This is a genomic window from Butyricicoccus sp. Marseille-Q5471, from assembly GCF_951230135.1.
Lineage (GTDB): Bacteria > Bacillota > Clostridia > Oscillospirales > Butyricicoccaceae > Agathobaculum.
The window spans coordinates 1-21,712 of record NZ_CATNVC010000019.1; the positions used below are offsets into that span (position 1 = coordinate 1).

A 21,712-nucleotide genomic window follows, 5' to 3' on the forward strand; every position below is an offset into this window, starting at 1 on the left:
CTGGCTTCATTTTACCAACTCCTCGGAGGTTGTGCAGTCTTGGCGAAAAACTGTGCACTTTATGTGTCGAAAAACTGTGCAGTTCTATTGGCTGAAAAGTGTGTACTTTATCTTACCATTTACAGGGCGTTCCCGTTCATGGGAGCGCCCCTTTTCTATGCTTATTTTTTGACAGGATGAAGTATATCCTATGGCATTACATTGGTAGCCCATCATCTGCGTGAACACATATTCCGTTTCCTGTCAACGTCTCCGTTCACACGCTGTAATTTCTGTTGTTCAGCCAAAATGGGGTCATCAGATTGCCCGTTTCGTACCTATGTTAATGTAATGATTGCTTCCTGAGGTTTTAGGGGTATCAGTATAAAGTTCTACAATAGCGGACAACCGCACTCCGGAGCAGCAGAGCTTCTACTCCTGCGCAAGCAAAACAAGGCCTTCAAATCTCACGCAGACGCATTTGCGACCATCAAAGGCGAGTTGGTGAGGGGGCGCTGAGAGCAATTTAGGCGAAGCGGACAGACTCTGTGTATTGGTTCAGGCACCTGTGCATATCCGGGGTGCCTTGGGTACTTATCGACAGCGGAGTACCGACTGCAGACCTTATAAAAACTATGCGGAATAGTATTGACATTTCAGGCTTTTTCCCGTAATTATATTGTAGGAGGTGGTTTGTGTGCATGAGATTTTAGTGGTGGAGGATGATATCGCACTCAGTCATGGGATTGCAATGGCACTGCGAAGCGAGCAGATTCATATAGCACAATGTCATACGCTGCTTGCAGCAAAAAACCACCTTGCAGTCAACCCTGTCGGGTTGGCGATTTTGGATATCAATCTCCCTGACGGCAGCGGTATTGATTTGCTGAGAGAACTGCGCGGAAGACAAGGCATATCCGTTATTCTACTGACCGCCAATGACACCGAGACAGATATTGTAACAGGGCTTGACTCGGGCGCCGATGACTATATTACAAAGCCCTTCAGCCTTGCGGTGCTCCGCGCCCGCGTCAATGCGCAGCTGCGCAAGCTGGAAAGCAGCACTTCTTCCCTGTTTCTGCTGGACTCCTACCGCTTTGACTTTGACACAATGCAGTTTTCAAAAAACGCCGCGCCAATTGAACTGAGCAAAACAGAGCAAAAGTTGCTGCGGCTGCTGGTAGAGAACAAGGGAATTACATTGGAGCGCAGCAAGCTGATTGACCGCATCTGGACAGACGGTGCGGAGTATGTGGATGAAAACGCGCTCTCCGTCACCATCAAGCGCCTGCGTGACAAGCTTGAGGACAACCCTTCCCACCCGGAGTATATCAAAACGGTCTATGGCATCGGTTATACATGGGCGGTGAAGTAGATGACAAAGCTTGAGATTGTTTGGGCGGTCATTGCTTTTTCAGCAATTATCCTCTCTGCCGCAATTATATTCACCTATCGCCGGAAAACAAAACAGATTTTATCACACATGGACGCCATGCTGACTGCCGCCATGGATGGCAGCTTTTCTGAAACAATGTTTGACGAAAGCTTGCTTTCCTCGGTGGAAACCAAGCTGGCACACTATCTTTCCGCCTCAGCCGTATCTGCGCAAAATTTGCAGCAAGAAAAGGAGAAAATCAAGGAACTGATTGCTGATATTTCTCACCAAACCAAAACGCCAATTTCGAACATTTTGCTCTATGCGCAGCTGTTAAGCGAACAACAATTGCCCGAAGAAAGTGCGCTCTGCGTCGCGGCGCTGAACAGTCAGGCAGAAAAGTTGAGCTTTCTGATTGGTGCGTTGGTCAAAACCTCAAGACTGGAAGCCGGTGTGTTTCAGCTGAAACCGAAGCTCTCAAAAGTGCAGCCTATGCTGGATACCGTCCTGGCACAAATTGCTCCCAAGGCAGATAAAAAGAACATTACTCTGGCTTGCGCGCAAACCAATACCGCCGTATATGCCGATGTGAAGTGGACCGGCGAGGCAATCTACAACATTCTTGACAACGCGGTGAAATACACGCCGTGCGGAGGAACAATCGATATCTCAACCACGATGTATCAGCTTTTCTGCCGTATTGACATGACAGATACCGGTATCGGTATCGCCGAGGAGGAGCAGGCGAAAATTTTCGGTCGATTCTATCGCTCCCCCGATGTGAGCGAAACCGAGGGCGTCGGCATCGGACTGTATCTTGCAAGGCAAATCGTTTCCGGGCAAGGCGGGTATATCAAGGTATCCTCGCAGCCTGATGCAGGCAGCCGCTTCTCTGTTTTCCTGCCGCTGCAACCCTAGAATCTTTCAAAACTGTCAGATTTTCTTTTCCGTCGAAAGATTCTGGAAAGATTCATCTGTTAGAGTGTGTATTGCAGGAATGCGATACACACTTTCTTTTGGGGAGGAACAGAAAATGTATATATTAGAAACCAAAGCGCTAAAGAAAATCTACGGCTGCGGCGAAACGGCGGTTCACGCGCTGGACGGCGTGGATTTCACCGTTCAAAGGGGCGAATTTATCGCCATTGTCGGGATGTCCGGTAGCGGAAAATCCACGCTGCTGCACATGCTTGGCGGTCTTGACCACCCCACCTCCGGCAGTGTCAATGTGGATGGAAAGGATATCTTTTCGCTGAAAGATGAGGCGCTCACCATTTTTCGCCGCCGAAAAATCGGGTTTGTTTTTCAAAACTATAACCTGGTGCCAGTACTGAATGTATACGAAAACATTGTGCTGCCAATTCAGCTCGATGGAAACGTGCCGGATAAGACTTACATTGACAGCATTATTGACACGCTTGGACTGCAAAGCAAGCTGCAAAACCTGCCGAACAACCTCTCCGGCGGTCAGCAGCAGCGCGTGGCCATTGCAAGAGCACTGGCGGCCAAGCCTGCCATCATTTTGGCAGATGAGCCGACGGGCAATTTGGACAGCAAAACCAGTCAGGACGTGCTGGGACTTTTAAAGGTGACGAGCCAAAAATTCAGCCAGACCATCGTAATGATTACCCACAACGAGGAGATTGCGCAGCTTGCCGACCGAATTATCCGTATTGAGGACGGTAAAATCGTAGGCGGTGGCCAACATGATTAAGGTAAACAACAAAAAAGCAATTGCGAATCTCGCCGCCAAGAGTTTTCGCGCCAATAAGACGCGGAATATCATTGCCGTCATTGCGATTGCGCTGACAACCATTCTGTTCACCAGCATGTTCACCATGGGAATTGGGACGGTGGAGAGCCTGCAAAAAGCGACCATGCGGCAGGCAGGCGGAGACGGTCACGCCGTATTAAAGTATTTGACACAGGAACAGTTTGACGCGGCCAAGGACAATGCCGCAATCAAAGAAATCGCCTTTGATATGGCGCTGTGCGACAGCGTGGACAACGATGCGCTGCTCAAACGCCATGCCGAGTTTTGGTATTACGATGCCGTAGGCCTCAAGCTGACATTTATCGAGCCGGAAGCGGGACATATCCCGCAGGCAGAAAACGAAGTAATTGTCGACTCCAAAACGCTGGAGCTACTGGACGTGCCACAGGAGCTTGGCGCGACGGTTTCTTTGGAGCTGAACATCCGCGGTGAACTTGTCACGCGGGATTTTGTTCTGTGCGGCTGGTGGGAAAGCGACCCCGCCTTCAACGTCGGGCAGATTTTTGCTTCCCGCGCGTATGTGGATGCCCATCCAGATGAGCTGCGATGCACCTATTACGACGATTACTCCATGACGGGCGCAATCAATGCATACATCATGTTTCCAAACAGCATGAATTTAGAGGCGAAACTGAATCAGGTGCTGTCGGAAAGCGGCTTTTCCCCCATTGAGACAGACGCAAATTATGTTGCCAGCAACGTCAACTGGTCGTATCTCTCCACCAACTTCGGCATGGATGCCGGAACTCTAATAGGGCTTGGCTGCGGTCTGCTGCTGATTGTATTTACCGGCTATCTGATTATTTATAATATCTTTCAAATTTCAATTGTGCGGGATATCCGCTTTTACGGCCTGCTCAAAACAATCGGTACAACGGCGACGCAGCTTCGCCGCATCATCCGTCGGCAGGCGCTGATTTTATCGTCTATCGGCATTCCCATCGGGTTATTTTTCGGCTTTTTTTCAGGCCGGGCGCTTGTCCCGCTTCTGATGAATAACTCAAGCTATGCGGGCAGCGCTGTTTCCGTTTCACCCAATCCGCTCATCTTTATCGGCTCGGCGCTGTTTGCGCTTGTCACGGTATTTATCAGTACTTTGAAGCCGGGTCGTATGGCAGGCAGGGTTTCTCCCATCGAGGCGGTGCGTTATACCGAAACCGATGTGCCGAGGAGCGGGCAAAAGAAGAGCGTGAACGGTGCAAAAATGGGGCGCATGGCGCTATCCAATGTTGGCCGCAATAAAAAACGCACCATTCTGGTTGTCATCAGCCTGTCGCTGAGCATCGTGCTTTTGAATGCCGTAGTCACACTTTCCGGCAGTATTGATATGGATAAATTCATCTCGAAATTCTCAGACACGGATTTTCTCATTGCCCATGCAGACTATTTCAACAATGACTTTTTCGGCAAAGAGGATGAACTCAGTGAACAGATGATTTCGGCGGTTCAATCTCTTGACGGCTTTGAAGCCGGCGGACGGCTGTACGGCGGACGCGAAAATATGTTCTTCGCCGAAAACAGCGGCGATACCGCCAGCGTCAATCGGGATGACCGTGGATATCCGTTCAGCGCGGTCTATGGTCTGGAGTCGCTTCCCATGGAGCGGCTGGACTTGATCGATGGCGAAATCGACATGGAAAAGCTGATGGGCGGCGACTGCATTCTGGAGGGCGTGCAGCTGGATGACAATGGCCGGGTGGAAATGGACACTGCCCACTATCAAGTGGGTGACACAGTAGTTTTGCACAATTGGCGCAATGATCCGTCCAATCCCGAAAAAAAGATTGATGTGCCTCATACCTATACTGTGCTGGGTCACGTGGCTATCAAAACCTACACCAACTGCGACCGAAGCTACTGGGGTTATACCTTCTACCTGCCGGCAGAGGTCTACAAAACGCTGGTGGATACCCCGGCGGTGATGAGCTACGCCTTCAATATAGAAGATTCGCAGGAGGCAGCAGCGGAAAGCTTTCTGAAGACGTATACAGACGGCGTCGAGCCTACGATGAACTATGAATCCAAATCGACAACCGCAGACGCCTTTAGCGGCATGAGAAATACTGTGCTTTTGGTGGGCGGTGCGCTTGGCGGCATCATCAGTTTGATTGGTATTTTGAATTTTATTAACGCAGTGCTGACTAGCATTGTCGCGCGTAAAAAAGAGCTTGCCATGCTGCAAAGCATCGGCATGACCAGACGGCAGCTAAAAAAGATGCTGTGCTGCGAGGGCCTGTGTTACGCAGGTCTTTCGGGTCTGTGCGCCCTCGTGCTTGGCATCGTGCTTTCGATGGTTATTGTGCGGGCAATCTGCTCACAGCTTTGGTTTTTGAGCTATCACATGGTGATATGGCCGCTGCTGATTGCCCTTCCTATCCTGCTGATACTCGGCGTGACTGTCCCGCTTGTCGTTCATCACGCAGCCGATCGGCAAAGCATTGTGGAGCGGCTGCGTGAAGCGGAGTAGTAAAGCAAACAGCATTGACGCAGAGTCGGTGCGCCTGCTGAAACAGTATGATGACAACAAACCGCAGTTGCAGCCGGAAGCATTTGAGAAAGTCAACGCAATTCTGGTCAAGGCCGGTCTCAATCAGGAGCTGCTTGAAAGAATCGCGGCCTTGTGATTTTCGCCCAATAGCGCTTCTCCTCATTGCGGCTGAACCTATTATACTGTGCAGAAGCGAAGCGCCCGGCAATTCTGCCGGGCGCTTCGCTTTATTCTTCATTGATTCTTTTGAAAAGCAAGCCGCGGCGAACCATCGGCCAGATAAATTGTACCGCAGTGTTCGAATCCCTGTTTTGCAAGCAGGCTTCGCATCGGTGCGTTGTCCTCATGCGTGTCAATGCGCAGATTGCCGCACTGCGCAAAACACCACTCGATGCACCTCGCCGCCGCACCGCGTACCGTGCCGCTTGCCGCAATGCGGTGAATGACGCCGTACGGGCGCTCGTCGAGCCATGCGCCGCCGTCAATGCGGGCATAGGTCGGGTCGGCGTAGGCGGAGAAGCAAAAGGTTGCCGCAATTTGTCCCGCTTCGATGCAGACATAGCTTTGCCCTGCTTCAATATCCGTGCGCACCGCTTGCTCGGTCGGGCGGCTGTCTCCCCACTGGTTCGGATTTCCGTGTTCACGCATAAATTGCCGCGCCTGTGCAAAAATCTCCATCAGCGCCGGCAGCTCCTCTATTTTGGTTAATCTAATCTCCAAGCTCATAACTCCTTGAGCCACTCGGCACAAAGCGCGTGCCAGCGGGCAACATGTCGATCGGGCAAACGCCCCTTGAGCGGGTCACTCGTTTCGGCATCCGCCAATGCAAGACCGTGCACGCCGTGCGGAAACAGATGCAGCTCGTGCGGCACACCTGCTCTGCGCAGCGCCGCTTCGAACAGCAGACTGTTTTCCACCGGAACCTCGGCATCATCCTGTGTATGCCAGAGAAAGACAGGCGGCGTATCCGCATTCACCAGTTCTTCCAGCGAGAATGTTTGCTGCGCCGTGCGCTCCGGTCCCGCAAGCTGCTCAAAGCTGCCGCGGTGCGCATAATCGCCCGCCGTGATCACCGGATAACACAGCACGGCGGCGTTTGGGCGATGTATTTCTAAATCCGCGCCCTCGCCAAACCAGTCAGGCCGGTTCCAAACCGTTGCCAGTGTGCCCGCTAGATGTCCGCCCGCAGAAAAACCACAGACCGCGATTTTGTCCGCATCCACATGAAGCTGCGCGGCCTTCCGGCGCACAAATGCGACCGCAGCCGCCAGTGTATGCAGCGGACGACGCTCCAGCGGCGCCTCCAGACAGCAGTATTCCAACACAAAGGCTTCAAAGCCTGCCTTCACAAACGCACGGCCAACGGGCGCGCCCTCGCGCTCCGAACAGAATTCATACCCGCCGCCCGGACAGATGATCACCGCCGGACGCGGCAAATCTCCCGACGCGGCAAACCGCGTCAGCGTGCCGCCGTGCGGCAGAGGAAACACCGTTTGACTCATATCTTTTGCTCCATTAAATATTGTATTTACTGCGGATGTCGATTCGAATCAACTGCTTGTCCTTTTCAGGCTTTTTGCCGACAAGCAGATAATCCAGCAAAATTTCAGCCGGACGAGCGCCCTGCAGCTGCGCATCCTGATCGATTAAAAAGTCAATCAGTCCTGCGCGCACATCGGCTGCGTTCTGCTCGGACAAATCATGGCAAATCAGCCGCACCTTGCCGCGCAGACCCAGCTCCCGAATTGCATCACAACCGCCCGGCGGGCCGCCTGCCGAAAAATAAACGCCGCCAAGGTCAGGCGTCTGTTCCGCAACCCTGCGTACAATCTCATGCGCTCGCTCCCGATCATCATAGCAGTTTTCAATCGGCAGCAGCTGAATTCCAGGGAATTCTGCCAAAACTTCAGCGCGGAAGCCGTCCACACGTCTGCAGTGCGACAGGTTGGACGGATGACCGTTGACCATCAGCACCTTGCCCTTGCCGCCGAGCAGCATGCCCATCAGTCCGCCGCAGGCACGGCCGCTGGCGTAGCTGTCCTGACCCACATAGCACAGCCGGCCCGACTCCGGCATGTCCGCATTGAAGGTCACGACCGGCATGTGCGCACTCAGCGTACGAATGCGGGCGCAGATGCGCTCATCCTCCGCCGGCGTGACGGCCAGACCAGCCACACCTTCGCCAATCAGCTCGTCAATCAGCTCCAGCTGCCGCTCAACGTTGATGGACTGCATGGTGCGCACAATCAGCTGTGCGCCCTCGTTCGCCAGACGGTCACGCGTGCGCTCCGCCTCATCCGCAACGGCACGCATAAACGGAGTTTCGACCGACTGCACCAGCACGCCGATTTTGATTGGGTTTTTGGCCAGTGACAGCAGCTTACCCGCTCGATTCGGCTGATAGCCCTGCTCCTCGGCAATGCGTTTGATCCGCGCGGCGACTTTGGCATCTACCCTGCCCCGATTGTTGAGCGCACGGTCGACTGTGCCGCGGGATACGCCCGCCAACTCGGCAATCTGCGCGAGCGTTACTGCCATTCCTCATCCGTCCTTTCCGGGCGTTCACGTGTACGCCTATTGCTATTACCATATCATTTTCCGCCGTGAAATGCAACCGTTTCCACCCCTGCGGCACGGTCTTGCCCGCTCGTTTATTTTTGCACTTGTACGAAACGCGTTTTTTGTCTATAATAAGGGGTAGACGGAAATAAAAGGAGCGGAAAAGCTATGGAAAAGAAACCCTACTATATATCCACCGCCATTGCCTATACCTCGGCCAAGCCGCACATCGGCAACACCTACGAAATCGTACTGGCCGACGCGATCGCGCGCTATAAGCGCATGACAGGCTATGACGTATACTTCCAGACCGGCACCGACGAACACGGCCAGAAGATTCAGGAAAAGGCCGAGGCCGCCGGCATCTCGCCGCAGCAGCACGTGGACAACGTCGCGGGCGAAGTAAAGCGCATCTGGGATTTAATGAACACCACCTATGACGCGTTTGTCCGCACGACCGATCCGATGCACACCGCCAAGGTGCAGAAGATTTTCAAAAAGCTGTACGAACAGGGTGACATTTACAAGGGCGCATACAAGGGCAAGTACTGCAAGCCCTGCGAATCTTTCTGGACTGAGAGCCAGCTGGTAAAAGGCTGCTGCCCGGACTGCGGCCGCCCGGTAGTCGACGCGGAGGAAGAGGCCTACTTCTTCAAAATGAGCAAGTACGCCGACCGCCTGATGCAGCACATCAACGATCATCCCGAGTTCATTCAGCCGGAAAGCCGCAAGAATGAGATGGTCAACAACTTCCTGAAACCCGGCCTGCAGGATTTGTGCGTGTCACGCACCTCTTTCTCCTGGGGCATTCCGGTCGACTTTGATGCAGGCCACGTCGTTTACGTCTGGCTCGATGCGCTGACCAACTATATCACCTTCTGCGGCTACGATCCGGACGGCAATCACGACGATCATTATAAGAAGTTCTGGCCGGCCGATGTGCATCTGATCGGTAAGGACATCATCCGCTTCCACACCATTTACTGGCCCATCTTCCTGATGGCACTGGGCGAAGAGCTGCCCAAGCAGGTGTTCGGCCATCCGTGGCTGCTCGTAGGCGACGGTAAGATGTCCAAGTCGCTCGGCAACGTGATTTATGCGGACGATTTGGTGCGCCTGTTCGGCGTGGACGCGGTGCGTTATTACGTGCTGCACGAGATGCCCTTCGGCAACGACGGTGTCATCTCCTACGAGCTGATTTGCGAGCGTATCAACTCCGATTTGGCAAACGTGATGGGCAACCTTGTCAACCGTACCATTGCGATGACCAAGAAGTACTTTGACGGCGTGATTCCCGCCCCCACCGCTGCCGAGCCGCTCGACGATGAGTTGAAAAACCTCGCCCTCGCGCTGCCTGCCGCGGTTGAAAAGCGCATGAGCGACCTGCATGTCGCCGACGCGATTGACGAGATTTTCACCCTGCTGCGCCGTTCCAACAAGTATATCGACGAGACCATGCCGTGGGCACTTGCCAAGGACGAGGAAAAGAAGGCGCGTCTGGGCACGGTGCTGTACAATCTGCTTGAGTCCATCCGCTTTGCGGCGACCGAGCTGCGTCCCTATCTGCCCGAAACCGCGGACAAGATTTTTGCACAGCTGAATGTGGAAAACAAGGGTGTGGAAAGCCTTGCCTCGTTCGACGGTATGCCCGTTGGCGGCAGCGTCGGCGAAGCGTCCATCCTGTTTGAGCGCATCGATATCGCGAAGAAGCTCGCCGAAATCGAGGAAGAAAACGCTGCGAAGAATCCCCCTGCGGTCACCTTCCTGCCCGATGTTGATTTTGACACCTTCTGCAAGGTCGATATGACCGTGTGCAAGGTTGTCGCCTGCGAGAACGTCAAAAAGAGCGAAAAGCTGCTGAAATTCCAGCTGGACGACGGTTCTGGCACGCCCCGCCAGATTCTGTCCGGCATCGCAAAATACTATAAGCCGGAGGAACTGGTCGGCAAGACGGTCGTCGCTGTCTGCAACCTGCCCCCGCGTAAGATGATGGGTCAGGAGTCGCGCGGTATGCTGCTGTCCGCCGAAAAGGACGGCGTGCTCAACCTTGTCATGCTGAATGACCAGATTGAAGCCGGCGCAAAATTCTGCTAACCGACAAAACGATAAGAGCCGCGCTTTAGGCGCGGCTCTTAACATAGAGAAGGGACAAAGCTATGAAAGAATACCAGTACGTGCCGCTCGCCGTGGGCGGAGGCTTCTTCATTGACAATTCCGACTATCAACACCGCACCGTTATCAACGACTATGCTCAGCAGGGTTGGCGTTATGTCGGTTTTGTGCCCAGCCGCTTCACCGGCAACGGCAGCATCAAGGAAATTGACCTGATTTTTGAAAAGGACGGAAATTGACCCATGCTGTTTGATACCCATGCCCATTATGATGACGGCCGCTTTGACGAGGACCGCGACGCACTGCTGCGCTCAATGCCCGAAAACGGTGTCGGCCTGATTCTGAACCCCGGCTGCGATTTGGCGACAAGCCGCACTGCAGTTTCGTTTGCCGAAACTTATGATTTTATGTACGCTGCCGTCGGCTATCATCCCGAAAACCTCGAGAACGGCGTTGATCTTGACGCGATTCGCACACTTGCCGAAGCGCATCCCAAGGTACGCGCCATCGGCGAAATCGGACTGGACTATTATTGGGAAAAGGACGCCGAAAAGCGTGCCTACCAGCGGGAGATTTTCCGCAGCCAGATGGTGCTGGCCGAAGCCCTATCCCTGCCCGTCATCGTCCACGACCGCGACGCGCACGCCGACTGTCTCGCCATTACCCAAGAGTTTGCCAACGTGCGCGGCGTGTATCACTGCTATGCCGGAAGCGCTGAAATGGCGCACGAGCTGCTTAATGCAGGGTATTATATCTCCTTCACCGGGGTGATTACCTTCAAAAACGCGCGCAAGGCCATCGAGGTCATTCGCGCTGTCCCGCTCGACCGCCTGATGATTGAAACCGATTCCCCGTACATGGCGCCCGAGCCGTACCGCGGCCGCCGTAATTCTTCGCTTTACGTCCACCGGATGGCCGAAACCATTGCGGAAATCAAGGACATTTCGACCGCCGAAGTCGAGCGTGTGACCACCGAAAACGGGAAGAAACTTTTTTCGATTGATTAACAAAAAAAGCGGAAAATTATCTTGACTTTCCCCATTCCTCCGCATATAATATATTTTGTCGTCAGGATTATTCGGGCGACTGGTTTGGGGGCGTAGCTCAGCTGGGAGAGCGCCACACTGGCAGTGTGGAGGTCAAGAGTTCGATCCTCTCCGTCTCCACCAAATCAAGTCCTGTAACCGTAAAGGTTACAGGACTTTTTTTATTTTTCGCGCCCTCATCCAATGATGGCGGGTTTTTTTCGTTCCCTTTCTGTCCCCTGTTTCTTCCCCATTTCCTTAGGTTTCTAAGGATATGTCTATATTCACTTAATTTTATTAGTCAATTCACCAAACCATCGGTCGAATTGACTAATTTTCATGGGCATTTTTATATAGATAAGGTCGTTATTCCGCCTTGACGAAAACATTTTCATTTTCTATAATAATAATGAAAACAATACCAACCGAGGAGGCCGGCATATGCTGACACAAATCAAAGGCGGATTAATTGTATCCTGCCAGGCGTTGGAACATGAGCCGCTGCACAGCTCCTTTATCATGGGGCGCATGGCACGCGCGGCGGCGGCGGGCGGCGCGGCCGGCATCCGTGCCAACACGGCGGCCGATATTCAGGAAATCGCGCAAAACACCACGCTGCCCATCATCGGCATCGTCAAGCGCGACTATCCGGATTCCCCCATCTATATCACGCCGACCCTGCACGAAATCGAAGAGCTGAATACCTCTCCCTGCGCCATGATCGCACTGGACGCGACCGATCGTCCGCGGCCACAGCATCAGCCGCTTGCCGATTTCGTAAAGCAGGCCCGGGCGGCGGCGCCCGGCAAACTGTTGATGGCCGATATTGCAACACTTGATGAGGCAATAAACGCCGAAAAGCTCGGTTTTGACTGTGTTTCGACTACAATGATTGGCTATACCGCCCAATCCGAAGGCCACACCCTCTCAGAAGATGACTTTGCCCCACTGAAGGCCATTCTGGCAGCGCTACATATTCCGGTCATCGCTGAGGGACGTGTGGATACGCCGGAGAAGGCGCGCCGATGTCTTGACCTCGGGGTGCATGCAGTCGTTGTCGGCGGTGCAATCACCCGCCCGCAGCAGATTACCAAGACCTTTACCGACGCAATCCGCGCATAAAAAAGAGCGCTTACGCGCTCTTCAGCGGTTAAACAGCACCTGCAGCGCTCGATCGCGGTTGTCCCGGCAGGTTTCGTCTTCCAGCAGCCGATATGTGATTGCATCAATCAAAAACACCAGCGGCATCTGAGAATTGATGAACTTCTTGTCCCCCATCTGGCCGATATCCCCCGCAAACAGGATGGTATCCGCCATGCGCGTCAGCGAAGTGCGATTGCTCTGCGTGAGCGCACAAATCGGTGCGCCGACCGCGTTCGCAATCTCGCACGCACTGATTACCTCGCGCGTTTCACCCGAGTTGGACACGGCGATAATCAAATCCTTCGGGGAGAACAGGCTCGACTGCACGCGCATCAAAAAGCTGTCTGTCATGGCGGACGAGGTAAATCCCATCTGCACCAGACGCATGTTGAGTTCATTCGCCGTCAGTCCCGAGCTGCCCAATCCGAAAATCAGGATTTTTTCCGCCCGATGAATGCGGGACACAAACTCATCAAGCTGCTGCGCGGAAACCAATTCGCACGCGGCGTTCAGCGTCCTCTCATAGTAGTGGTTGATGCGGCGCAGCGTTTCCTCCGGCGCCTGACCCGAGGTGCCTTCGGCGGCCAGCAGCGTCTGAAATTCGATATAATTCCGGTAAGCAAGCTTCTGGCAAAATCTCGTCAGGGTTGAGTTGGAGGTTCCGACGATTTGCACCAACTCCTGACTGGAGGCTGCGGCAGCCTGCGCCGGATGCACAACGATATAGTCGGCGATCTTCTGTTCACTTTTGGTCAGGCGCGAGCCGTAGACCTGCAGACGATTCCGAAAACTCAGATCAGCCATAAATGCCTCCCAGCGGTTTATTTCTTTAACCATCATAGTATACCAGGCGAATTTTTGCAACAGAAAAACAAAAAACGATGTAACTTTCTGTCAGTCGGTAACCCCTTATTTTAAGGTCCACATAGAAAAGGAGAATGCAAAATGAACTATCAGCTCAAGGTTGGCGTCATTGGTTTCGGCCAGATGGGACAGATTCACGCAGGCATTTACAACAAGCTGCCGGGCGTAGTGCTTGCCGCGGTGTGCGAATTCAATGACGAGCGCCGCGCCGAGGCCGAGGCAAAATACGGCTGCAAGACATACAAGGACTACAAAGATCTGCTGAACGATCCCGAAATTGAAGCAGTATCCATCGTTCTCCCTGACAATATGCACCGAGAAGCAGTTGAAATTGCGGTTGCGAACAAGAAGCATATTCTGCTCGAAAAGCCCCTCGCCAAGGAGCTTGCCGACGGCGAAGCGATGTACGAAATCACCAAGGACTACGATAAGGTGTTTACGGTCGGCTTCCTGCTTCGCTTTGACCCGCGTTTTAACCTCATCAAGCAGTCGCTCGACGTGGGTGAACTTGGTGACATTATCCACCTGTACTGCCGCCGCAACAGTCCGATTATCGGGCCGCGCCGCTACATCGGCGCTTCCGACCTGTCCATGCACGTCATGATTCATGACATCGATTATATCAACTGGTTCATGGACTGCAAGCCGGTAAAGGTTTTCGCCAAGGCGCGCAGCGTGCTGCTCAAGGAATACGGCATGGATGACGTAATCTATGCGCTTGTGACCTATGAAAACGGTGCGGTAGCGTGTCTGGAAGCCTGCTGGGTGCTGCCCGAAAACTCCCCCACCATCATTGATGACAAGGTTGAACTGGTCGGCACCAAGGGTGCTGCCTATGTAGATGCGTGCGACAACGGCGTGCGCTTCGTCACCGGCGAGCGTGTGCAGTATCCGGATTCCCGCCACTGGTACAATGTAAACGGCGCGCCGTCGGGTGATTTGTCTGAGGAAATCATGGCGTTTGTCGGCAATATCGTAAACGGAACGAAATCCATCATCACTCCCGAGGACGCGCTCTGGTCGCTCAAGGTGGTAGACGCGATCGAACGTTCGATTTCCGAAGGCAAGGAAGTCGAGCTTTAATTCGATAAAGGGGTAAACGAGAAGCCACAGTCACTTAAAGGAGGGTAAATTCAGATGTCAGTACGAGTAAAAGTGCAAAAGTTCGGTAGCAAACTCAGCAACATGGTCATTCCCAACCTAGGTGCATTCATTGCATGGGGCCTGCTGACCGCGGTCGGCATCGCAATCGACAACGATATGCTGCGCGGCTTCATCGTGCCGATGCTCAACTACTTACTGCCGATTCTAATTGCGTTTGCAGGCGGCAAAATGGTGTATGATTATCGCGGCGGCGTCATCGGTTCGGTTGCAACCATCGGCGTTATCATCGGTTCCAGCGTGACCATGTTCATCGGCGCGATGATTCTCGGCCCGCTTTCCGCCTGGATTCTCAAGAAATTTGATCAGCTGATTGATGGCAAAGTCCCGATGGGCTTTGAGCTGCTTGTCAACAACTATTCTATCGGCATTCTCGGCGCAATCATCGGTGTGTTCGGCTGCGTTGTGCTCGGCCCGGCCATCTCTTCGCTGACCACCGTCTTTGCCGGCGGCGTTGATTTTCTGGTTGTCAACGGCCTGCTGCCGCTGACCGCTATCCTGATCGAGCCCGCTAAGGTGCTCTTCCTCAACAACGCCATCGGACAGGGCATTCTCACCCCGATGGGCACGACCCAGCTCGGCGAACTCGGCAAGTCTGTGCTGTTCCTGCTCGAATCCAACCCCGGCCCCGGCATGGGCATCCTGCTCGCCTACATGCTGTTCGGCAAGGGTACTTCGAAATCGTCCGCATGGGGCGCGTCGATTATCCATCTGTTCGGCGGCATTCATGAAATCTATTTCCCGTTCGTGCTTATGAACCCGATTCTGATTCTTCCGCTGATTCTCGGCGGCGCGGTCGGCACCTTCCTGTTTAACCTGTTCGGCGTCGGTCTGGTCGGCGTTGCCTCCCCCGGCAGCATTCTGTCCATCATGATGATGTCCTACCCCGGCGACCGCATCAAGATTTGCATCGCTGTTGCAGCGGCCTGTGCCGTCACCTTCCTGCTCGCAGTGCCGCTGGTCAAGCGCGCGGGCGGCGGCGACGATTCCTCGCTTAAGGAAGCCGCCAAGCAGATGAATGAGCTCAAGGGCAAAAAGAGCCGCATCTCCTCTGTATTCGAAGGTACCGCGGATGCGTTTGATTTCGCGTCCGTCACCCGTATCGCCTATGCGTGTGACGCCGGCATCGGCTCTTCGGCCATGGGCGCGACCGTGCTGCAGAAAAAGTGCAAGGCCGCAGGTCTGGACGATATCAAGGTGTTCCATATCGCCGTAGAAAACCTGCCGACCGATTGTCAGGTCGTCGTCACGCAGGAACTGCTGCTCGACCGCGTGAAGGAAGCGCAGAAGGGCGCGTACTGCATCGGCGTGACCGATTTCATCAACGCACCGCAGTATGACGATCTGATTGATCAAATCCGTCAGGCAAAAGGCAAATAAACAAACAGGCCGCGCCGCCCAAACACGGCGGCGCGGCTCTCACCAAAGCAGAAGTGGAGTCAGTATGCTGAAGACAATTATCATGGATTTCGACGGTTTGATTGTGGATACCGAGGTTGTCTGGTATCATATCTATGTCGAATGGTTTCAAACGCACAAGGCGTATGCGCTTTCGGTAACGGAGTTTCTGACCTGTGTCGGCTCGAATGCGGAAGAGCTGTTTCAAAAGCTGGACGGCAAGGGCATTCACGTTGACCGCGAAGCGTTCGTCCGCGATACCCGCACGCGTTTTATCGAGGAAAGCACGCGTCTGCCGACAAAGCCCGGCGTGGAGGATTTTCTGCGCAGCGCAAAGGAAAACGGCCTGCGTGTGGCGCTTGCAACCTCATCTTGCCGCGAAAAACCGACCGTGCACCTCGAACGGCTGCATTTGATGCAGTATTTCGACCTGCTCGTCACAGCCGAGGATGTCGAGCGCATCAAACCCCACCCCGACCTCTTCCTCAAGGCGGCCAAAACGCTCGGCTGTGCGCCGAAGGAATGTCTGGTTGTGGAGGATTCGCTCAACGGACTCACCGCCGGCCTGAACGCAGGCATGCGCGTGCTGGTCGTACCAAACGACGTTACCCGGCATTGTGCCTTTGCAGGGCAGTATCGTCTGTGCGCCTCTCTGACCGAGGTGGACGTGCCCGCGCTTATCGCAGATTTTTAGGAGGAGTTATCATGCTGTTAGATCAGATTCAGGCGAAGGATATCCAAATCGGCCTTGCCGCCGCCGACTGGCAGGACGCTATCCGCAAGGCCGCCGCACCGCTTGCAGCCGAAGGTGCGATTACCGAGAGATACATCGACGGAATGATTCAGTCCGTGCTGAAAAATGGGCCGTATTTTGTTCTGTCTAAGGGTCTTGCGCTGGCGCACACCCGTCCGGAATGCGGCGCGAACCGCCTTGCGCTGAATTTCTCAACGTTTGACCCGCCGGTTTGCTTCGGCGCAGGCGAAAACGACCCGGTGCGGCTGATTATCACGCTTGCCGCCACGGATTCTAACAGCCACATCGACCTGCTGAGCGAGTTGGCCGAAATCCTGATGGATGACGACCGCATGGAGCAGCTTTTCACCGTACAGTCGCCCGAGGAGTTCTGCCGCCTGCTCGCCTAACACGCAACAGAGGAATGAAGAATGGTTTTATGCTTTGATATTGGCGGCACGTCAATTAAATACGGTGCGGCGCACGCGCCCGGCGGCGAAGTCCTCTTTGCCTCCAGATGGGAAACACCGACAGACGCCAAGGTGCTGCGCGGCCCCGGCATCGAATGCAAACTGCTCGACCTGATTGCCGCGCTGCGCGACAAATATGATCCAACGGGCATCGCCATCTCGACGGCGGGCATGGTCGACCATCAAACGGGCGCCATCCTGTACGCCAACGAGAACATCCCGGATTACACCGGCCGCAACCTCAAAGCTGCGGTAGAACGTGAATTCGGCCTGCCCTGCGCAGTGGAAAACGATGTCAACGCCGCCGCCCTTGGCGAAGCGGCCTACGGCGCGGGGCGCGGGGCGGACAGCGTGTTCTGCCTGACGGTTGGGACGGGCATCGGCGGCGCAGTCGTGCTCGACGGCAGGCTGGTGCACGGACATGCGGGCAGCGCAGGCGAAATCGGCTACATGCCCATTAACGGCAAGCCCTTTCAGGAGCAGGCATCGACGACCGCACTTGTACAGCGCGTAGAGGCACGGACCGGTGAAACGCTGGACGGCAAACAGATTTTCGCCCGCGCCCAGTCCGGTGACGCATGCTGTGCGCAGGCCATTGCCGCGCAGTGTGATACGCTTGCGCAGGGCATCGCCGCCTGCATGTGCGTCATCAACCCCGAGACGGTCGTGCTCGGCGGCGGCATCATGGAGCAGCGCGATTATCTGCGCCCGCTCCTTGCCGCAGGACTCGAGCGCTATGCCAATTCCTATTTACTCAAGCACACCACGCTGGCCTTTGCCGCACTGGGCAACAGCGCGGGCATGGCGGGCGCCTACCGCCTGCTCGAGCAGCAGTTAAGGCCACACAACTGAAAGAAGGGACACGAGCCGAATGAAAATCCGGTTCATGTCCCTTTTCCTTTCTCCACGCACGTTCAGGTTCTATTTGACTTTACTTTTGAAATAGAGTATAAATAAATTATGTAGAATACACAAATTTGACATGGTTTGGAGGCGCAGTAGTTGAGCAGATTATCCATCGAAGTTCCCGGTCGGGCGCAGACCGTCGTCGAGGAACTGTACCGCGACGTGGAACGCCGCATCAGCGCCAGTCCTCCGGGGATATGCCCGGTCGATATTTCCCTTTCCTTCCTGCACCTTTGTCATGCACAGACCTGTGGCAAATGCGTACCCTGCCGCATCGGTCTGGGACAGCTGACCACGCTGCTTGAGAGCGTGCTTGATTCCACCGCGACACTCGGCACGATTGATTTGATTGAAAAAACCGCGCGCGTCATTCTGGACACGGCCGACTGTGCAATCGGCTACGAAGCGGCGCGTATGGTGCTGATGGGCGTGCAGGGATTCCGTGACGACTATGTTTCCCACGTTGAGCGCGGCCGCTGCCTATTTGGCCTTGATCAGCCCGTGCCCTGCGTTGCACTTTGCCCCGCCGGCGTTGATATTCCGGGTTACATCGCCCTCGTTCGCGCCGGACGGTGCGATGACGCGGTGCGCCTCATCCGCAAAGACAATCCCTTCCCTGCTGTGTGCGGCTATGTGTGCGAGCATCCGTGCGAAGCGCGCTGCCGCCGCCGCATGGTGGACGATGCGGTCAACATCTGCGGCATCAAGCGCTATGCCTGCGACCATGCCTCCAAGGATGCCGCGCCGCCCCCCTGCGCACCGCCGACCGGTAAGCGCGTCGCCATTGTCGGCGGCGGCCCCGGCGGTCTGTCTGCCGCCTACTTCCTCGCGTTGATGGGACACGAAATCGAGGTCTACGATCAGCGTCCCCAGCTTGGCGGCATGCTGCGCTACGGCATCCCCGATTACCGCCTGCCCCGCGAGCGGCTTGATGCGGACATTGATTTTATTCTGTCCACCGGCATCAAGGTACAGACCGGTGTTTCCATCGGCCGCGACATCCCCTTCTCCGAAATTGAGGAGCAATACGATGCGGTTTACCTTGCCATCGGTGCACATAACGACCGCAAGCTCGGCATCGAAGGCGAAGACAGTGCGGGCGTTTACTCCGCTGTGCAGATTCTCCGCGACATCGGCGAGGGCAACGCCCCGGATTTGACGGGCAAGCGCGTTTGCGTCATCGGTGGCGGCAACGTATCAATGGACGCAACCCGCTCGGCCGTTCGTTTGGGCGCGGAATCTGTCACCTGTGTGTATCGGCGGCGCATGGCCGATATGACCGCGCTGGCAGAAGAGATTGAAGAGGCCGCAGGCGAGGGTGCGCAGCTGCTCTTCCTCCAAGCACCTGTGCGCGTCGAAGCCGACGCATCCGGTCAGGTTGCCGCACTATGGACGCGGCCGCAGATGATTGGCCCCTACGGCACGGACGGACGGCCCAAGCCGCGTTCTGCCGATGCGCCGGAATTCCGCATCCCGTGCGATGTCGTCATTGTTGCAATCGGTCAGGAGATCGACGCGCAGCCCTTTGAGCAGGTTGCACCCGTCGTGCGCGGCAAGATTCAGGCCGCGGCAGACGCGTTCGTCCCCAACACGCCGCATGTATTCGCGGGCGGCGACGCGGTCACCGGACCTGCCACCGTCATCCGTGCCGTTGCCGCCGGCAAGGTCGCCGCTGCTAATATCGACGCGCATCTCGGCTATCACCATATCATCACGACCGACGTTGACATTCCCCCCGCTCATCTGACCAACACGCCCGCCTGCGGCCGTGTCGAGCTGAAAACGCGCCCGCTTGCCGAGTGCAAGGGCAATTTTGAGCCGGTCAAATGCGGTATGACCGAGGAGGAAGCGCAGCAGGAGACCTCGCGCTGCCTGCGCTGCGATCACTTCGGCTACGGAATCTTTAAGGGAGGACGGACGAGCACATGGTAAAGCTGACAATTAATGATACGCCGGTATCGGTGCGCTCCGGCACCACCATTCTGGAGGCCGCCGCTTCGGTCGGCATTGAAATCCCGAATCTGTGTTACTTAAAGGATGTAAACGAAATCAGCGCCTGTCGCGTCTGCTGTGTCGAGATTGAGGGCGAGGGCAAGCTTGTCCCCTCGTGCAACAACGTGGTGCGCGACGGTATGGTGATTCACACCAACTCGCCCCGCGTGCGTGAAGCACGCCGCACCAACGTGGAGCTGCTGCTTTCCCAGCACGACGTTTCCTGCGCGGCCTGCGTGCGCTCCGGCACCTGCCAGCTGCAAAAGGTCGCAACCGATTTGGGCGTTTTGAAGGTACCCTATCCCCTGCATCTGGTGCAGGGCAAAAAGGCCTACTGGACGCACACCTTCCCCCTGTACCGCGATGCGAACAAGTGTATCAAGTGCATGCGCTGCGTGCAGATTTGCGACAAGGTGCAGTCACTTTCCATCTGGGATGTGAGCGGTTCGGGCTCGCGCACGACGATTGATGTATCGGGCAACCGTTTCATCAAGGAGTCCGACTGCGCACTCTGCGGTCAGTGCATCACCCATTGCCCCACCGGTGCGCTGAGTGAGCGGGACGACACCGCGCAGGCGTTTTCCGCTCTGGCACATCCGGACAAGGTGACCGTCATCCAAATCGCTCCCGCTGTCCGTGCCGCTTGGGCCGAAACGCTCGGCATGGACACAGGCAAGGCAACCGCCGGACAAATGGTGTCCGCACTGCGCAAAATGGGCGCGGATTACGTGTTCGACACTACTTTCTCTGCCGATTTAACCATCATGGAGGAGGGCAACGAGCTGCTGCACCGCCTGCGTGCGGGCGATTTGGCTGAAAAGCCGATGTTCACCTCCTGCTGCCCGGGCTGGATACGCTTCCTAAAATCGCAGTACCCCGAATGGACGAAACGCCTGTCCACCGCAAAATCGCCGCAGCAGATGTTCGGCGCGGTGGCAAAAACCTGGTTGGCTGACCGGATCGGCGTGCCGCCCGAAAAGATTTTTAGCGTTTCGATTATGCCGTGCGTAGCCAAAAAGGCGGAATGTGAGCTGCCGGGCATGCAATCGACGGCAGCCGGACCCGATGTCGATTTGGTACTGACGACGCGCGAACTGGTACGCATGGTGCGCGCCGAAAACCTTGATGTACATACGCTGCCCGAAGCCGCGTTCGATACCCCGCTTGACGCAGGCTCGGGCGCAGGCGTGATTTTCGGCGCGACCGGTGGCGTGATGGAAGCCGCGCTGCGCTCGGCGTATTATCTGACCACCGGCTCCAACCCGCCCGCCTACGCCTTCCATGTCGTGCGCGGCTACGACGCAGGCCGTCACGGCTGGCGCGAGGCCACCTTTGAACTGGCCGGCATCCCGATTCGCTGCGCGGTCGTCAATGGTCTGGGCAACGCGCGGCGGCTGCTGCAGGCGCTCGAGCGGGGCGATGTAAAATATGAATTTGTTGAGGTCATGGCGTGCCCGGGCGGCTGTGCGGGCGGCGGCGGACAGCCGGTTGACGGCTCTGACCGCGAGCTTGCTACCCTGCGCGGTGATGTGCTCCACAATCTGGATGCCGCCGCCGAAATGCGCTTTTCGCACGAGAATCCGGTCGTTCTTGAGCTGTATCAGGAATTTCTGGGCGAACCCTGCTCGGAAAAAGCAGAGCAATTGCTGCATACCGACCATTTTGCATGGAACATGCCCAACTAAAACAAGCACCGCCATCCGTTTGGGATGGCGGTGCTTGTTTTTATCCAC

At 55.6% G+C, this 21,712-nt stretch carries 20 protein-coding genes and 1 tRNA gene; 17 read left to right on the forward strand and 4 right to left on the reverse strand.

From position 1 onward, the window contains the following. Positions 1-676 precede the first annotated feature (676 nt). The 5 genes from QOX26_RS13135 (at position 677) to QOX26_RS13155 (ending at position 5,752) form a co-directional block, all read left to right on the forward strand. The gene (locus QOX26_RS13135) at positions 677-1,354 is read left to right on the forward strand and encodes a response regulator transcription factor (RefSeq protein ID WP_283675430.1); all 678 of its coding nucleotides are present in this window, start codon (positions 677-679) and stop codon (positions 1,352-1,354) included. Next, a complete protein-coding gene (locus tag QOX26_RS13140) occupies positions 1,355-2,272 on the forward strand; it encodes a sensor histidine kinase (protein ID WP_283675431.1) in 918 nt (305 codons plus the stop codon). It begins immediately after the preceding gene. Positions 2,273-2,387: 115 nt separating this feature from the next. After that, on the forward strand, positions 2,388-3,068 hold the full coding sequence (locus QOX26_RS13145; protein WP_283675432.1) for an ABC transporter ATP-binding protein: 681 nt from the start codon (positions 2,388-2,390) through the stop codon (positions 3,066-3,068). Beyond that, positions 3,061-5,595 (forward strand): FtsX-like permease family protein, encoded by a 2,535-nt coding sequence (locus QOX26_RS13150; RefSeq protein WP_283675433.1) that lies wholly within the window; start codon positions 3,061-3,063, stop codon positions 5,593-5,595. Before QOX26_RS13145 ends, QOX26_RS13150 begins: the two co-directional genes overlap by 8 nt. Continuing rightward, positions 5,582-5,752, forward strand: a complete 171-nt coding sequence (locus QOX26_RS13155) for a hypothetical protein (RefSeq protein ID WP_283675434.1) — start codon at positions 5,582-5,584, stop codon at positions 5,750-5,752. The genes QOX26_RS13150 and QOX26_RS13155 overlap by 14 nt, the downstream gene beginning before the upstream one ends. Before the next feature lie 98 nt (positions 5,753-5,850). Here QOX26_RS13155 and QOX26_RS13160 read toward each other — a convergent pair whose 3' ends face one another. The 3 genes from QOX26_RS13160 to QOX26_RS13170 are packed head-to-tail and all read right to left on the reverse strand — an operon-like array spanning position 5,851 to position 8,154. After that, on the reverse strand, positions 5,851-6,336 hold the full coding sequence (locus QOX26_RS13160) for a GNAT family N-acetyltransferase (RefSeq protein WP_283675435.1): 486 nt from the start codon (positions 6,334-6,336) through the stop codon (positions 5,851-5,853). A 2-nt stretch (positions 6,337-6,338) separates the two neighbouring features. Continuing rightward, entirely contained in the window at positions 6,339-7,118 is a 780-nt protein-coding gene (locus tag QOX26_RS13165; protein WP_283675436.1) for an alpha/beta hydrolase, read from the reverse strand. 13 nt (positions 7,119-7,131) lie between these two features. Next, positions 7,132-8,154, reverse strand: coding sequence for a LacI family DNA-binding transcriptional regulator (locus QOX26_RS13170; RefSeq protein WP_283675437.1), 1,023 nt, complete (start codon positions 8,152-8,154; stop codon positions 7,132-7,134). A 189-nt stretch (positions 8,155-8,343) separates the two neighbouring features. On the opposite strand from QOX26_RS13170, the gene metG reads away from it, so the two are divergent. The 5 genes from metG to QOX26_RS13195 all read left to right on the forward strand — a co-directional run bounded on the left by metG (position 8,344) and on the right by QOX26_RS13195 (position 12,434). Continuing rightward, the gene (gene metG, locus QOX26_RS13175; protein ID WP_283675438.1) at positions 8,344-10,269 is read left to right on the forward strand and encodes a methionine--tRNA ligase; all 1,926 of its coding nucleotides are present in this window, start codon (positions 8,344-8,346) and stop codon (positions 10,267-10,269) included. 62 nt (positions 10,270-10,331) lie between these two features. Next, positions 10,332-10,526 (forward strand): DUF4177 domain-containing protein, encoded by a 195-nt coding sequence (locus tag QOX26_RS13180; RefSeq protein WP_283675439.1) that lies wholly within the window; start codon positions 10,332-10,334, stop codon positions 10,524-10,526. Positions 10,527-10,529: 3 nt separating this feature from the next. Continuing rightward, positions 10,530-11,294: a TatD family hydrolase gene (locus QOX26_RS13185; protein WP_283675440.1), complete on the forward strand. Its 765-nt coding sequence runs from the start codon at positions 10,530-10,532 to the stop codon at positions 11,292-11,294. An 86-nt stretch (positions 11,295-11,380) separates the two neighbouring features. Then, positions 11,381-11,456, forward strand: a tRNA-Ala gene (locus QOX26_RS13190). 297 nt (positions 11,457-11,753) lie between these two features. Then, the gene (locus QOX26_RS13195) at positions 11,754-12,434 is read left to right on the forward strand and encodes an N-acetylmannosamine-6-phosphate 2-epimerase (RefSeq protein ID WP_283675441.1); all 681 of its coding nucleotides are present in this window, start codon (positions 11,754-11,756) and stop codon (positions 12,432-12,434) included. A gap of 21 nt (positions 12,435-12,455) precedes the next feature. Here QOX26_RS13195 and QOX26_RS13200 read toward each other — a convergent pair whose 3' ends face one another. Continuing rightward, entirely contained in the window at positions 12,456-13,259 is an 804-nt protein-coding gene (locus QOX26_RS13200; RefSeq protein WP_283675442.1) for a MurR/RpiR family transcriptional regulator, read from the reverse strand. Positions 13,260-13,400: 141 nt separating this feature from the next. On the opposite strand from QOX26_RS13200, the gene QOX26_RS13205 reads away from it, so the two are divergent. From QOX26_RS13205 to QOX26_RS13235, 7 genes are all read left to right on the forward strand, one after another. Continuing rightward, positions 13,401-14,402 carry a Gfo/Idh/MocA family protein gene (locus QOX26_RS13205; RefSeq protein WP_283675443.1) on the forward strand — a complete coding sequence of 334 codons (1,002 nt, stop codon included), beginning with the start codon at positions 13,401-13,403 and terminating at the stop codon, positions 14,400-14,402. A 54-nt stretch (positions 14,403-14,456) separates the two neighbouring features. Further along, the gene (locus QOX26_RS13210; protein ID WP_283675444.1) at positions 14,457-15,860 is read left to right on the forward strand and encodes a PTS mannitol transporter subunit IICB; all 1,404 of its coding nucleotides are present in this window, start codon (positions 14,457-14,459) and stop codon (positions 15,858-15,860) included. Between the two features lie 64 nt (positions 15,861-15,924). Continuing rightward, a complete protein-coding gene (locus QOX26_RS13215; protein ID WP_283675445.1) occupies positions 15,925-16,572 on the forward strand; it encodes an HAD family hydrolase in 648 nt (215 codons plus the stop codon). Between the two features lie 11 nt (positions 16,573-16,583). Next, a complete protein-coding gene (locus tag QOX26_RS13220; protein WP_283675446.1) occupies positions 16,584-17,021 on the forward strand; it encodes a PTS sugar transporter subunit IIA in 438 nt (145 codons plus the stop codon). 21 nt (positions 17,022-17,042) lie between these two features. Next, positions 17,043-17,933, forward strand: a complete 891-nt coding sequence (locus QOX26_RS13225) for an ROK family protein (RefSeq protein ID WP_283675447.1) — start codon at positions 17,043-17,045, stop codon at positions 17,931-17,933. Positions 17,934-18,083: 150 nt separating this feature from the next. Then, positions 18,084-19,919: an NAD(P)-binding protein gene (locus QOX26_RS13230; protein ID WP_283675448.1), complete on the forward strand. Its 1,836-nt coding sequence runs from the start codon at positions 18,084-18,086 to the stop codon at positions 19,917-19,919. After that, positions 19,913-21,664, forward strand: a complete 1,752-nt coding sequence (locus QOX26_RS13235) for a [FeFe] hydrogenase, group A (protein WP_283675449.1) — start codon at positions 19,913-19,915, stop codon at positions 21,662-21,664. The genes QOX26_RS13230 and QOX26_RS13235 overlap by 7 nt, the downstream gene beginning before the upstream one ends. The last annotated feature ends 48 nt before the right edge of the window (positions 21,665-21,712 follow it).